This is a genomic window from Pseudarthrobacter sp. PS3-L1 (assembly GCF_030063285.1).
Classification (GTDB): Bacteria; Actinomycetota; Actinomycetes; order Actinomycetales; family Micrococcaceae; genus Arthrobacter.
The window spans coordinates 24,493-38,845 of sequence record NZ_JASISU010000008.1; the positions used below are offsets into that span (position 1 = coordinate 24,493).

Annotated in this window: 9 protein-coding genes; 5 read left to right on the plus strand and 4 right to left on the minus strand. The window is 62.3% G+C overall.

All coding sequences use genetic code 11. The annotated features are described in order from the left end of the window. Window positions 1-20 precede the first annotated feature (20 nt). Entirely contained in the window at window positions 21-3,524 is a 3,504-nt protein-coding gene (locus tag QMG79_RS16010) for a bifunctional proline dehydrogenase/L-glutamate gamma-semialdehyde dehydrogenase (protein ID WP_283539625.1), read from the minus strand. A 232-nt stretch (window positions 3,525-3,756) separates the two neighbouring features. Further along, window positions 3,757-5,214: an amino acid permease gene (locus QMG79_RS16015; RefSeq protein WP_283539626.1), complete on the minus strand. Its 1,458-nt coding sequence runs from the start codon at window positions 5,212-5,214 to the stop codon at window positions 3,757-3,759. Window positions 5,215-5,404: 190 nt separating this feature from the next. Between QMG79_RS16015 and QMG79_RS16020 the strand changes: the two genes are divergently transcribed. Beyond that, complete coding sequence (locus tag QMG79_RS16020; protein ID WP_283539627.1) at window positions 5,405-6,370, plus strand: LysR substrate-binding domain-containing protein; 966 nt, start codon at window positions 5,405-5,407, stop codon at window positions 6,368-6,370. 17 nt (window positions 6,371-6,387) lie between these two features. Here the strand turns inward: QMG79_RS16020 and QMG79_RS16025 are convergent, their stop codons facing one another. Beyond that, entirely contained in the window at window positions 6,388-7,830 is a 1,443-nt protein-coding gene (locus tag QMG79_RS16025) for an MFS transporter (RefSeq protein ID WP_283539628.1), read from the minus strand. 402 nt (window positions 7,831-8,232) lie between these two features. Here QMG79_RS16025 and QMG79_RS16030 point away from each other — a divergent pair, with 402 nt between their 5' ends. From QMG79_RS16030 to QMG79_RS16045, 4 genes are all read left to right on the plus strand, one after another. Beyond that, on the plus strand, window positions 8,233-8,775 hold the full coding sequence (locus QMG79_RS16030) for a hypothetical protein (protein WP_283539629.1): 543 nt from the start codon (window positions 8,233-8,235) through the stop codon (window positions 8,773-8,775). A 143-nt stretch (window positions 8,776-8,918) separates the two neighbouring features. Then, the gene (panD, locus tag QMG79_RS16035; protein ID WP_283539630.1) at window positions 8,919-9,350 is read left to right on the plus strand and encodes an aspartate 1-decarboxylase; all 432 of its coding nucleotides are present in this window, start codon (window positions 8,919-8,921) and stop codon (window positions 9,348-9,350) included. Between the two features lie 126 nt (window positions 9,351-9,476). After that, window positions 9,477-10,403 (plus strand): AEC family transporter, encoded by a 927-nt coding sequence (locus QMG79_RS16040; protein WP_283539631.1) that lies wholly within the window; start codon window positions 9,477-9,479, stop codon window positions 10,401-10,403. A gap of 23 nt (window positions 10,404-10,426) precedes the next feature. Further along, window positions 10,427-11,545 carry an FAD-dependent oxidoreductase gene (locus QMG79_RS16045; protein WP_283539632.1) on the plus strand — a complete coding sequence of 373 codons (1,119 nt, stop codon included), beginning with the start codon at window positions 10,427-10,429 and terminating at the stop codon, window positions 11,543-11,545. Window positions 11,546-11,568: 23 nt separating this feature from the next. Here QMG79_RS16045 and QMG79_RS16050 read toward each other — a convergent pair whose 3' ends face one another. Continuing rightward, window positions 11,569-14,208 carry a trehalase-like domain-containing protein gene (locus tag QMG79_RS16050; RefSeq protein ID WP_283539633.1) on the minus strand — a complete coding sequence of 880 codons (2,640 nt, stop codon included), beginning with the start codon at window positions 14,206-14,208 and terminating at the stop codon, window positions 11,569-11,571. Between the last annotated feature and the right edge of the window lie 145 nt (window positions 14,209-14,353).

The following is a 14,353-nucleotide window of genomic DNA, read 5'->3' on the forward strand; positions in this document are numbered from 1 at the left end:
GGGGGCAGTGAAGAACGGGTCTAGATCAGTTCATCCGAAAGGTGGTTTGGCGTACCGAACCGGTGGGCCGTAATGCTGATGGCCTGCTCATGCAGGAACGGCAGGAGGTCCACGTGGCCAGCCTCGGTCACCGGGTTGGCGTAGATTGCGATGTCGGGACGTCCACCCGTTGCTTCTGCCAGCGCGCTGGCATCACCACCGAGCAACCTCACCCGGGCTCCGGAGAGCATGTCCGCCGAGGCGAGCCGGCCCGCGGTGGCCAGCCAGTCGGCGTCGTCCGCCACGGTAAAGGCAATATCCAGTCCGGAGAGCACCGAACGCACCACCGGCGGAAGATCGACGGCGGAGGAAACCTTGAGCGCCGACCCCGCCAGGACACCAGCCGCCACGGTCCGGATCAGGTCAGCAAGCGGCGCACCTTCGGAGAGGCGAATCCCCACAGACAGGTTCCGGTACCGGAAGATGTTCCGCTCTGCGCTCAGGTTGGATACGTCCCTGGCAACACCAAATTCCTCAGCCCAGGCCTTGGCATCAGAGGCCAGGGAACGTTCCAGCACCCCAATCTCATCAACTGTCAGCAATGACGACGCGGCTTCAGCCAACCGGCGCACGCCTGCATGGACGGGACGGTCAGTGGCAGTGGACGTGGCAGATTCCCACGTTCCCAGGCCCACCAGGTAGTTGGGTCCACCGGCCTTGGTACCAGCTCCCACAGCTGACTTTTTCCAACCCCCAAACGGCTGCCGCTGCACAATGGCGCCGGTGATGCCACGGTTGACATACAGGTTGCCGGCCTGGACGTTATCAAGCCAGAGTTCCATCTCTGCCGCATCCAGGGAATGCAGGCCGGAGGTGAGGCCGTACTCAATCTGATTCTGGATTTCCAGGGCGTCCTCCAGCGTGGCAGCAGTCATGACGCCCAGGACAGGACCAAAGAATTCCGTCAGGTGGAAGTAGGAGCCGCGGCGCACACCGGCGCGGACGCCAGGGCTCCACAGCTTTCCTGAGGAATCAAGCCTACGCGGCTCCACTGCCCATGATTCGCCGGCGCCCAGGGTGGTCAGCGCATCAAGGAGCTTGCCACTGGCAGGTTCAATGATGGGCCCCATCTGGCTCGCAGGATCCTGCGGATATCCCACCTTCAGGGAGGATACGGCGTCAATCAACTGGTTATGGAAACGCTTGGACGTAGCCACGGAACCCACCAGGATCACCAACGACGCTGCCGAACACTTCTGGCCGGCGTGCCCGAAGGCCGAATAGGCCACGTCCTTGGCAGCAAGATCCAGGTCGGCACTGGGGGTGACGATGATGGCGTTTTTGCCACTGGTTTCGGCCAGCAGCGGGAGGTCCTTGCGGAAGGACCTGAACAGTTCGGCGGTCTCATATCCTCCGGTGAGGATCACGCGGTCCACGTCGGGGTGCGAGATCAGCTGCTGGCCCAGCTCCCGCTCCCCCAGCTGCACCATGGTCAGCACACCGCGCGGAACGCCCGCTTCCCACAGGGCCTCAACCATGACGGCGCCACTGCGACATGCCTGACGCGCGGGCTTGATCACAACGGCGGAGCCCGCGGCGAGGGCCGCGAGGGTGGAGCCGGCAGGGATGGCCACGGGGAAGTTCCACGGCGGCGTGACAACGGTCAGCTTCGCCGGCACAAATATTGCGCCGTCCATGGCATCGAGCCGGCGGGCGGACTCGGCGTAGTAGTGCGCAAAGTCCACGGCTTCACTGACTTCAGGATCCCCCTGGTCAAGGGTCTTCCCCGTCTCGCTGGCCATGACTTCGAGGAGTTCGGCACGGTGCGTTTCAAGGATGTCGCCGGCCCGGTGCAGGATCTCTGCCCGCTGGGCCCCGGTCAGGGCACTCCAGGCCTTGCCTTCTTCCACGGCGGTGGCAATCGCATCGCGCAGGCCAGCCTCGTCGGTGATCGTCGCGGCAGCAACGGCGTCATTACCCAGCGTGGAGGACTGGACCCGGTCAAGGATGTCCATTCCCCAAGCGCGGTTGGCTGGCAGTGCCGGATCAGTGTCGGGAGTATTGACAAAGCTGTCCAAGGGCATCTGCTCCGCAGGAAGGGCCCGGTTCTGCTGCCGGTTTGCTGCCGGAACGCTTGCATCCAGGTCAGCCAGGGATGCCAGGAAACGCTGTTCCTCGCGGGTGAAAAGCTGCTCGTTTTCGCTGAGCTCAAAGACGGCAGACATGAAGTTGTCCTGGCTGGCGCCTTCTTCAAGGCGTCGGATCAGGTAGGCGATGGCGACGTCGAACTCGGCCGGGTGCACCACTGGTGTGTAGAGCAGGAGTGAACCGACGTCCTTCTTGACAGCCTCAGCCTGGCCCTGTGCCATGCCCAGGAGCATTTCGAAATCGATACCGGACTCGACGCCGCGCTGCTTGGCCAGCAGCCAGGCGAACGCAATGTCGAAAAGGTTATGGCCGGCAACACCCACCCGTACGTTCTGGATCCGCTCCGGGTGCAGGGCGTAGTTGATCACGCGCTTGTAGCTGGTGTCGGAGTCCTGCTTGGTCCCCCAGGTGGCCAGCGGCCAGTCGTGAACTGACGCTTCCACCTGTTCCATGGGCAAGTTCGCGCCCTTGACCACACGGACCTTGACGGCAGCTCCACCGCGAGCCCTCCGGCCAGCTGACCAGTCCTGCAGCCGGATCATGGCGGACAGCGCATCCGGCAGGTAGGCCTGGAGCACAATTCCCGCTTCCAGGTTCTTGAATTCAGGCTTGTCCAGGATCCTGGTGAACACCGCAATGGTCATGTCCAGGTCCTTGTATTCCTCCATGTCGAGGTTGATGAACTTGGCCTTCTTGCCGTTGGCGGCGAAACCTGCAGCCCGGGCAAAGAGCGGTGTGAGCTTATCCACCACGTGCTCCACGGCCGTTTCGAAGGCCCAGGGTGAGTGTGGAGCCACCGTGGAGGAAACCTTGATGGAGACATAATCCACGTCGGGGCGCGCCAGCAGCTTGTGTGTGCCCTCAAGCCGCCGGGCCGCCTCGTGTTCACCCAGGACCGCCTCGCCCAGGAGGTTGATGTTCAGGCGGACATCGTCCTTGCGGATCTTCGCAATGGCCGGTCCCAGCTTGGCGTCGGTGGCGTCAACAATAAGGTGTCCCACCATTTCCCGGAGGACCCTTCTGGCAATGGGAATGACCACCTGCGGCAGGATCGGGGCCACGGTGCCGCCCACGCGTACCGCTCCGCGCATATACCAGGGAAGAAATGAAGGAACCTGCGGGGCCAGCGAGGCAAGGTTCCGTGCCGCAACGGAGAGGTCTTCGGGACGGATCACACCGTCCACAAATCCAACAGTGAAGTCCAGGCCGCTGGGGTCTTTCAGGACTCCGGCAAGCTGGGTTGCTGACGAATCAACGGGGACCTTTGCAGCTTCGCCCAGCCAATGGCGGACCAGGGCAACACTCTCCTGCGCCAGGGCTTTGGCCTGGCGGACATCGGCGTCCGTCACGGGTGCCGGTGCGGAGATTGCGCTGGGTTCCATTGCTGTGTTGGTCATGGCTGAGACTCGTGCTTTCCGTGGGTGGGGAAGGGGTTCCCTCTCAGTATGAACCCGGAATAAGACGAGATAAAGTGACGCTTTCTAAGTAATACCGATCAGAAAAACTGATGCATTATTTTTCCTGACCGGACGTTCTGGCGGGACCCTTCTAGCGCGCCCTCCAACACTCCCCCTCAACGCACGACGGCGGCACCCGCGCGGGTCCCGCCGTCGGACGTCACGAGCCAGTTCAGTGGCGCGGGGCCGCCAGATTCTCTTGGTGCCGCGGGCTCTCCGGGTTCATCAGGGAATTCTTCTTCCCGTAGAAGAAGTAGATGACCAGCCCAATGACCAGCCACACGCCAAACCGTACCCAGGTTTCCCAATGCAGCTGCAGCATCAGGAACGCGGACGCCAGGACGCCAAACGCTGGCACTACCGGCATCAGGGGCAGGCGGAACGTCCGGGGCGCCTCTGGCTTGGTGTAGCGGAAGATGATCACAGAGAGGCAGACCACCACAAAGGCCGCAAGGATGCCAATGTTGGTCAGGTCCGCGACTTCCTTGATGGGAAAGACGCCAGCCAGGAATGCCGACGCTATACCGGCAATCCAGGTCACCCTCTGGGGGGTGCCATTGCGGTCTGTCTTGGCGAACCAGCCCGGCAGCAATCCATCGCGGCTCATGGAGAACCAGACACGCGTGACGCCAAGCAGGAACGTCAGCATCACGGTGAGGATGGACAGCACGGCGAAGACAGAGATGATGGTGGCGATGACCGGCAGGCCTACGCTGTTGAACGCCGAAGCAAAGCCTGCCTTGGGGTCAATGTCCTTGTAGTTCTGCATTCCGGTCAGCACCAGCGTTGCGGCAACATAGAGGAGCATCGCGACAATCAGCGACAGGATGATGGCCTTGGGCATGTGCTTCTTGCCATCCTTGGCTTCCTCAGCGGCAGTGCTCATGGCGTCGTAGCCGAAGACCGCGAAGAAGACGGTGGCCGATCCGGCCAGGACCGGGCCGAACCCACTGGGCATGAAGGGGTTGTAATTGTTGGTGTCGATGTAGAAGACGCCCAGGCCAATGATGAAGAGAATCAGGATTACCTTGATGGCCACCGCTACCAGTTCAAAACGGCCAAACGCCTTGGTACCGCGGGAAAGGATCCACGTCACCAGCAGGCAGACAAGGATGGCCGGAAGATTGACGATCCCTCCCTTGCCCTCATCAAAGGTAGAGGTCAGGGACGTAGGAAGGTCAATCCCAATGCCGGCGAAGAACGCCTCCAGGTAACCGGAGATACCGATCGCCACCACAGCCACGATGGCGATGTACTCCAGGAGAAGATCCCAGCCGATAAACCAGCCAATGACCTCACCGAGGGCAACGTAGCCGTAGGTATAGGCAGAACCCGCCCTGGGAATCATGCCGGCAAATTCGGCGTAGGACAGGGCGGCAGCGGCGGATGCAAGCCCTGCAATAAGGAATGAAATCAACACCGCGGGGCCAACGCCGGGGTTGCCCTCACTGCCTGCTGCCACGAGTCCGGCCAGCGAAAAGATGCCAACCCCAATAATGCCGCCTACGCCAATGGCCGTGAGCTGGTAGAGGCCGAGGGATTTGGAGAGCCCCCCGTGCTTGCTCTCTTCGTCCATGTTTTCAATCGGCAATCGCCTGAAGACAGACTGGTTGGATCGTTCTGTGCCCATGGGGGCCTCCTACGTGAAAGTGCGACGTGCTCGACGCCATCCCACCTATGACGCGCAACACTGAGTTTGACTAGTATGCAATCAGCTTTGCGTTAGATAAAGTGACTACTTCTAATCAGTACTCGTTAGATTGGCCAAATTATCGGGCGGGATTTTCCGGCGGCTGGCCATTTCGCCCCGGGAGGTCGCCATGCTCGATGTACGCAGGCTTCGCCTGTTGCGGGAATTAAAGATCCGTGGAACGTTGGCCGAGGTCGCGGAGGCGCTGCAATACAGTCCATCATCCGTCTCTCAGCAACTGGCCCTCCTGGAAAAAGAGGCCGGCGTGGAACTTCTTCGCAAAACGGGACGCCGTGTGCAGCTGACGCCCCAGGCCGAAGTCCTGGTAGCCCATACAGCACACTTGCTGGAGACACTTGAGTTGGCGGAATCGGACCTCGCAGCGTCCCTGACCACCGTCACCGGAACCGTACGGATTGCTGTCTTCCAGTCCGCAGCGCTGGCCCTCATGCCCGAGACCCTGACGCGAATGAAGGCGGACTTCCCCGAAGTCCGCCTTGAAATGGTGCAGCGGGAACCAGAGACGGCCCTCCACGAAACGTGGGCTCGGGACTTCGACCTGGTCATTGCCGAGCAGTATCCAGGACACGCAGCGCCACGCTACCCGGAACTGGACCGGGTCCGGCTCACCACGGATGCGATCCAACTGGCCGTGCCCCCGGCAGCCGGAATCGGCAGTGGAATCGGCGGAATAGCAGATACCGCCGACTTGCCATGGGTTATGGAACCACGCGGTGCAGCGTCCCGGCACTGGGCCGAACAGGCCTGCCGGAGCGCAGGATTTGAACCCGATGTTCGCTTTGAAACCGCGGACCTACAGGCGCAGATCCGCTTGATCGAATCCGGCAACGCAGTAGCCCTGATGCCGGATCTGGTGTGGACCGGACGCGGAACCACCGCACGACTCCTGGCATTGCCGGGCAACCCCCGCCGCACGGTTTTCACCTCCGTGCGTCATTCCAGTGCCACCCGGCCTGCCATCCTGGCGGCACGGGAAGCACTGAGCGCCACAGCCGAGGCAGTGGCCAAGATTGCAGTGCAGGGCGGCGCTCCAGAAACCGGACCCGTCAGCCACCACGCCCCCTCCCCCAGCTAGGGAGCGCGGCGGCTGGATCAGTGGCTGACCAGAACGTTGTCTGCGCCGGCCTGGGGCATGAGGTCTTCCTTCTTGCCCCGGATCATGACCGCCGAAACCACTGCGGCAAAAAGCATCGCAATGGCCGAGGCAAGGAACACCTGGCCGTATCCGTCGACCATTGCGGCAAATGGATCGAGACCATCCTTCAGCGAGGATTCCATCCCGCTGGCGTACAGGGCAGTGAAGACCGAGAGACCGATTGAACCGCCGATCTGCATGGTGGCATTGGCCGTCGCCGAAGCGGCTCCAGCATCCGAGGGAGCAACGCCGCTGAGGGCCAGGTTCTGAACGGGAACAAAAATCATTGCCATTCCAACTCCCATGACGATCATCCCGGGCAGGAGTTCAGCTGCGTATGTGCCGCCCGGGGTGACCCCGCTCAGGAGGAATAGCCCTACCGCCACAATCAGGGGCCCACCCACAAGAAGGGGACGGGGGCCGACGGCGGGAAGCAGCTTGGCAGCCAGCGGTGCGCAGACCATGATGGATGCCGTCAACGGCAGGGTTGCCAGGCCCGCCTGAAGCGGCCCGAAGTGCAGGATGATCTGGAGGTGAAGCGCAATGTAGAGGGAGGCGCCAATCATGACCACTCCGACAACCGCCTGCATGATAAAGGCACCTCCGCGAACCCGGTCCACCACAATCCGCAGGGGCAGGAGAGGCTGGCTGACGCGCCTTTCAATCAGCACGAAGGCCACCATAAGTGCAATTCCCACGCCCAAGAATATGAGTGTTCGTGCCGAGGACCAGCCTTCTTCGGCCAGGCTGAAGCCATAAACCAGCGAACCCAGTCCCAGCGTGACGGTGAGCGCGCCGAAGAGGTCGTAGCGATTTTCGCCCTCGGATTTGCTCTCGGCAAGAATACGGATTCCACCGATAAAGGCCACCAGGACAAAAAAGACATTGACCAAGAGGCACCAGCGCCAGCTGGCAAATTCCGTGAGGACGCCGCCCATCACCAGGCCAACAGCGGATCCGGCGCCAGCGATGGTTCCAAATACTGCAAATGCCGTGGTGCGTTCCTTGCCTGAGGGGAACGTGACGGTCAGCAGTGCCAGTGCGGCTGGGGCAAGCAATGCCGCAAAGGCTCCCTGCAAGGCACGGGCAGCAATCAGCAATTCAGCGGATTCTGCGATTCCACCAAGGACGGAGGCAAGGCCAAAGCCCACCATTCCGACCAGATAGGTACGCTTGCGTCCCCAATAATCAGCGACCCTCCCACCCAGCAGGAGCAAGGCACCAAAGGCCAGCACATATGCCGTCACGACCCACTGGCGCTGCGAGTCGGAGAGACCCAGGTCCTGTTGGGCCTGGGGCAAGGCAACGTTGATGATGGTGCCATCGAGGACCACAACAAGTTGGGTCAGGGACAGGACCGCAAGGGCCAGCCATCGATGTGTTTGGGGTTTTTGATTCACTGTCAGCCTCCGGGCTTTGACTTCGCCGGAGGCTTGCTACCTCGGACCGCACCCACGTAGATTCGGGGCACAGCCACGCCGGACACACAGGTCCAGCCAGGTGACACAGTCTATCGACGTAATCACTGATTTTCAAAGGGACAAGGTAGCCCTCCCTCCGCCCGGCACATGGTCCTGGAGAGCTCCCGCCAGGCTGCATTCATGGCTTTTCCGGGCAGATGCAGGGCGCTGACACACAAAGTTAACCCCGGTGTTACATTCCTCACTGCACAGACCCGGATGTGACTAAGGGCCCTGTACTCTGCGCGCGGAACGTGCAATATTCAGGAGAAGGAATGGGCGGGTCCTTCACCCCGTCTTTGCTGGAGCACACCGGCCCCTCGCTGCTGACAAAGGTCGATCATGGCCACTGAACATGCCCCCCGTAACCACTCCGAACTATCCCCAGGACCGCAGAGCGTCCCTGGGGGACCGCCTCGACAGGAACCGCCTGAGACGTTCCTGATCAGGCCTGACATGCGGATTGTGGGTCTCGACGTCGACCCTGCAGAAAACCCCCACCGTCCACACCACGCGGCGAAGGAACCCGGGCCGCCCGAGCCTCCGCTACGCTGCACGCCACTGCAGCTGTCCGGACTGACCAGCACGGGCGAACGGCGATGGTGCCCCTGCACCTTGGCGCTGGCCGTCCGCCACGGCGAACCGCATGTGGACGGCATTGTCCTGCAGGCTGATACTTTCGCGCCCCTGGACAGGTTCAATATCCTCATGGACGCGTACAGGGAGGCGCTCTCAGGTCCAGTTGATCTGGATTTCTACGCCGCTGCGGCAGATTTGATTTCTGTCGCAGCCACAACAAATGCCCTGTTGCGCGCACCCATCAATCCAGAATTGATGAGGCACTGGGAGTTCCTCTCCGGCCACCAGGTCTGCCCTGCCAGCTGAGATCAATTCCAGAAACCCAGGGCGAACCCTGCAATCACGGGGGCAATAGAGCGGAAGTCGACGCTCTTGACCACAGCCCTGCGAGCCGCGCTGTCGCCTCCGTCACTGCGCCGCGGCGGGTCACCGCGTAGACTTGGAGCGTTATGAATCGCACAATGTTCAAGTCCAAAATCCACCGCGCCACCGTCACCCACGCCGATTTGCACTACGTCGGATCCGTCACCGTGGACCTGGACCTCCTGGACGCCGCGGACATCCTGCCCGGCGAACTGGTCTCTATCGTTGACGTCACCAATGGCGCCCGGCTGGAGACCTACACCATTGCCGGCGAGCGCGGCTCTGGTGTCCTGGGCATCAACGGTCCCGCAGCACATCTGGTCCAGGAACACGATGTTGTCATCCTCATCACCTATTCACAGATGACCACGCAGGAAGCACGCTCCTACACTCCCCGCGTTGTCCATGTGGATGCAGACAACAGGATCATCCAGCTGGGCACCGACCCCGCCGAAGGCATCACCCCCGGCCTGCTCCGGCCCCCGCATGCACTGGATAACTCCGCGCTTCCTGCCTGAGCTTAGCCGGGGGCAATAGTCCGCATGCCGGGCGTCCGGGCCCAACACCGCGCCTCCAGCGAGTAAATCTGATTAGCTGGTACACGTGAATCCCCTGCCGCGTCTTGCCGATCAGGCAAATACGCCGTGCTAGGGGTACTGGCGGGATTTTTTGTTGTCTGGACCATCATCCTCGTGGGCTGGTTTGTGGGGCACCGAAGGATCCTGGGCGACAACGCCCGGCAGGTCCTGAGTTCCCTGACATTCTTCGTGGCAAGCCCGGCCCTGCTCTTCGAAACCCTGAGCAACGCTGAACTCGAGCAGGTCTTCGCCGCTCCTCTGCTGGTAACAGCCGTCGCAGCCCTTGCCTCGGCGCTCTTGTTTTTCGGAATCGTCAAGTTCTGGCTTCGCCGAGCCCTTCCCGAGAGCCTTGTCTCTACCATGGGGGCCTCCCTTGCTAACTCGGCCAACCTGGGCATCCCCATCGCCGTTTATGTCCTGGGCGACGCAAGCTACGTGGCACCCCTGTTGATTTTTCAACTGGCCTTCTTCACGCCCCTGTTCCTGATGATCCTGGATGCCAGCACCAGCGCGCACCGCACCACTCCCCTGCGTTTCGTGCTGATGATCCTGAAGAATCCCATGATTGTAGGCAGCGCGTTGGGCCTGGTGGTTGCTGGCACTGGCATCACCATCCCAGAACTGGTGATGGAACCCATTCACCTGATTGGCGGCGCAGCCATTCCCGCCATGCTGATCGCGTTTAAGATGAGCCTGAGCGGCAGCCGCCCGCTGCAAAAAACCGAGGGCCGGCGCGTGGATACGCTCCTGGCCAGCACCTTCAAGCTCGGCATTCAGCCGGCGATAGCCTACTTGTTCGCCCATTTTGTCCTCGGATTCGAGGACCAGGCCCTGTTCGCGGTTGTGGTGACCTCAGCGCTTCCCACGGCGCAGAATGTTTTTGTTGCGGCCAGCCGCTACAACACCGGAATTGCCGTGGCCAAGGACACTGTCCTGATCACCACAGTGGTTGCTGTCCCCGCGATGATCGGCGTCGCGCTCCTGCTCACCTAGTACCACCCTCACTGGAGGCTCTCATGGGAACAATGCTTGACACAGTTGTTATTGGCGGCGGCGCCATGGGCTCGGCTGCCGCCTGGGCATTGGCTCGCCGGGGGCGGCACGTGACGCTGCTGGAACAGTTTGGGCCAGGGCACAAGGCGGGCGCCTCGCATGGGACCACCCGCAACTTCAACCCGGGCTACGAAAGGCCCGAGTACGTCGCGATGCTGGCCGAAAGCCTGGCACTGTGGGAGGACCTGGAGCAGGAGTCTGGAGAGCAGCTCCTGACCCGGACGGGGGTTGTCAATCACGGTCCGGACCCGCGGCTGCCAGCAATCGCCGAGGCCCTTCAGGCCGCTGGCCTGCGCGCCGAATTCCTGGATCCGGCAGAGGCCCAAGAACGGTGGCAGGGCATCCGCTTTGACCAGCAGGTCCTGCACATGCCCGACGGCGGCCAGCTCAACCCTGAACGCGCGCTTCCCATCATGCAGCGGCTCGCTGCGGCCCGCGGCGCCACCATTCGCCACTACGTCACAGTGGTTGATCTGGCAATCTTGGACGACGGCGTCCGGCTCACCGTGCAATCCCCTGGCGGCACGGAAGTCCTCACTGCGGCTCAAGCGATCGTCACAGCCGGCGGTTGGAGCACCAAACTGCTGGGCGGCGTCGTCCGCCTTCCCCACCTGAGGGTCACGCAGGAACAGCCAGCGCACTTTGCTGTTGCGGACCCCGCAGCTGTGTGGCCGGGGTTCAACCACTTCCGCGGCACATCCGCCGCTTACGCTGGCTGGCATTCGCCCGTGTATGGCATGTTCACCCCTGGCGAGGGCGTCAAGGCTGGGTGGCACGGGGCTGGCCCTGAAACGGATCCTGACCAACGTTCCTACCGGTCAGAGCCGTCGCAGCTGGCAGCCCTGCAGGACTACGCCAGGGCGTGGCTTCCTGGGGTTGATGCCGAATCCTTCACTGAAATCAGCTGCACCTACACCAGCGCCGTGGATGAGGACTTCATCCTGGACCGCGTGGGGCCGGTGGTGATTGGCGCAGGATTCGCAGGGCATGGATTCAAGTTCACGCCCGCGGTGGGTCGGATCCTTGCGGATCTAGCCACTGGGAACCGCCCCGCGCCGTCGATCTTCGCGGCGGGACGCTGAGGAGACCGGACAGTAACAGTGGCCTATCCGGCAGCCGTGAATTTGCGGTGTGCGTCCAACAGCCTTGCGCACCGAATGAAACCCAGGTGCGAATACGCCTGTGGGTGGTTCCCCAGGTGGGTTTCTGTGCTGGGATCGTACTCCTCAGGCAGCAGTCCAGTGGGACCAAACAGGGTTACCAGCTGATCAAAAAGGTCCCAGGCTTCCTCGATGCGACCCACCATGACATAGGCCTCAATAAGCCAGGTGGTGCAGATGTGGAATCCGCCTTCCAACCCCGGCAGGCCGTCGTCGTACCTGTAACGGAAGACAGTGGGCCCCACCCGCAATTCCCGCTCCACGGCAGTCACCGTGTCAAGGAAACGTGGGTCCGTTGGTTCCAGCAGGCCGGACAGGCCAATGTGAAGCACCGCAGCATCTAGGTCAGGGCTGTCATAGGCAACCGTGTAGGAAGACGCCGCCTCATCCCAACCCTCCCGGAGAACCTCGTCCCGGATGGTGGCTGCAGTGACTTCCCATTCGGGGTCGGGAACACGCCCCTGGGCCGCGGCCGTTTGCAGGGCCCGGTCCAGGGTGACCCAGCACATGACCTTCGTATAGACATGATGGCGCGGAGCACGGCGGGCCTCCCAGATTCCGTGATCCGGTTCATGCCAACGCGTCAGCACGGCAGACGCCATCTGGACCAACAAATCCCAATGGGCATCGCTGACGTACCCCTTCGCCGTGCTGAGGTTATGGATCAAGCCAGCAACTGGCCCAAAAACGTCCAACTGCACCTGGTGGTCCGCGGCATTGCCAATGCGTACCGGGCGCGACCCCGCATACCCGGGCAGGCTCTCGATGATCGCTTCCGTCGACAGCGGCGCGCCCGTGACCGAATACAGCGGATGCAACCATTCCGGTCCTGGAGCGCTCTCAAGAATTCGGCCCAACCAGGACAGGAAACCTTCCGCCTCCCTGGTGGAACCCAGGTCAACCAGCGCATCCACAGTCATGGAGCCATCGCGCAGCCAGCAGTAGCGGTAGTCCCAGTTCCGGGTTCCGCCAATGCCCTCCGGTAGCGATGTGGTGGGTGCCGCCAGGACTGCTCCTGTCGGCTCGTGGACCAGCGCCCGCAGCACCAGCGCGGACCGCCTGACCAGCGAGGGTTTGACATCGGGCACCTCCAGGCCCTGCACCCATTCCCGGGAATGCCGGACAACGGCAGCACGCCGCTCTGCTTCATTGGCCGGGTCGGCGGTCTCCGGTTCGGTGTCGCCGCAACGCATGTTGAGGACCACGGGCCCATCCTGAAGATTGACCAGGGCCGTGGCAGTCGCGTGGCGGCCATCGGTGGTGATGGTAAACGCCACGCCTGGAGCCGTCAGGATGATGGGGTCCGAAGTCCCCATCACATGGAGTTCGGCACCCCGGGACTCCATGCTGAACGGTGCATTGGCGTAACCGGGCCGTGGGGCGAAAACTATCCTGGCGGCACCGGTTCCCGACAGTACCCGCACCAGGCTGGTGATGCCTTCCGGCGCAGGTTCCAGGTAATCCGTGACTGTCACGTCAGCCCAGCGCGTTTCCACAATCATGGTGCTGTCCACGTACCGCTGGCCAAGGACCTGGGATTCCTTGACTGGCTCCACCGAAAAATGGCCCGCTGCATCGCCACCGAGGATATGCGCAAACAGTGACCCTGAATCCGGGAGTGGATGGCTCATCCAACAGATTTTTGCGTCAGGGGTCACCAGTGCGGTGGAGGATCCGTTGCCGATCATGGAATGCCGTTCAAGCCCGACGGCGTCCTCTCCAAAGAGCCACGCACGCCGAAGTTCGAACAGGATCGCCAGGACACGGGCAAAGGATTCCGGGTCACGCAGCCGGTGCGCTGCCGAGGATTCCCCTGAACCGACACGCAACCCCATATCCGGGCCGCGCAGCGTTGCCATGGCAAGTTCGTCACTGTACGCGTCGCCGGCATAGAGCGCGGCGCTCACCCCGAGCCGCGTGCGCAGGCCCTCCAGTGCCTCCGCTTTGGCTGGTTCCACCACCGAAAGGTCCAGAACGGAACCATCAATGACGAAAAACAACCCATAGGAGCTGGCAATCTCTCGGGCCGTTTCGGTCACTGTCGCAGCAACCTCTGCGGTCGCCGACAGCGTATGGACTGAGACGGCAACTGGCTTGCGTTCGAGCCAGATTCCAGGCTGAAACGCCACGGCAGTGGTTAGTTCGGAGGTAACAATCTGCAGTACCGACTCGGTAGCCAGGGACAATCCGTGCGCATAGCCCATATCCGATTCCGCACCGTGGGAGCCCACCAGGTGAACTTCGGCAGGGAGCCGGGAGACAGCTGCCAGGTCACGCAGGGACCGGCCAGAGATAACAGCGGCATGGGTGTTGGGAAGGGCGGCCAGGGCACGCAGCGCAATGGCCGCGCTGCCCAGGGGAAGCGTTTCGGTCGAAATTCCCTCGGCAGCACAGAGGGTGCCGCCATAATTGCAGGCCACCAGGAGTCCAGGAACACGGGCCAGGACTTTCAGCTCCTCCAGCAACTGTGGGCTGACGCCGTCGTCAGGCGCGCCATTCTGCATGAAGGTGTACAGCAGGCCAAGGGGCAGGGATCCGGTGAGCAGTGCCGATTCGGCCACTGCCTGATTCAAAGGTGTTGCCACGGCAGACTCCAGGGCTCAGGCTGCGCGGAATGCCTCGAGGGAGATTCGATGCGCCTGCAGCCAATGGGATCCCTGGTCCGGCAAGCAAGCCGCCCCGGGGACTCCTTCAGTCTGTGGGGCTGGCGTTTCGGTGGGATATCCCACC

Bases quoted from the DNA above. Each gene is read 5' to 3' on its own strand.
- QMG79_RS16045 (WP_283539632.1), top strand. From the start codon at position 10,427: ATGGGAACAATGCTTGACACAGTTGTTATTGGCGGCGGCGCCATGGGC.
- QMG79_RS16015 (WP_283539626.1), bottom strand. From the start codon at position 5,214: ATGGGCACAGAACGATCCAACCAGTCTGTCTTCAGGCGATTGCCGATT.
- QMG79_RS16020 (WP_283539627.1), top strand. From the start codon at position 5,405: ATGCTCGATGTACGCAGGCTTCGCCTGTTGCGGGAATTAAAGATCCGT.
- QMG79_RS16010 (WP_283539625.1), bottom strand. From the start codon at position 3,524: ATGACCAACACAGCAATGGAACCCAGCGCAATCTCCGCACCGGCACCC.
- QMG79_RS16030 (WP_283539629.1), top strand. From the start codon at position 8,233: ATGGCCACTGAACATGCCCCCCGTAACCACTCCGAACTATCCCCAGGA.
- panD (WP_283539630.1), top strand. From the start codon at position 8,919: ATGAATCGCACAATGTTCAAGTCCAAAATCCACCGCGCCACCGTCACC.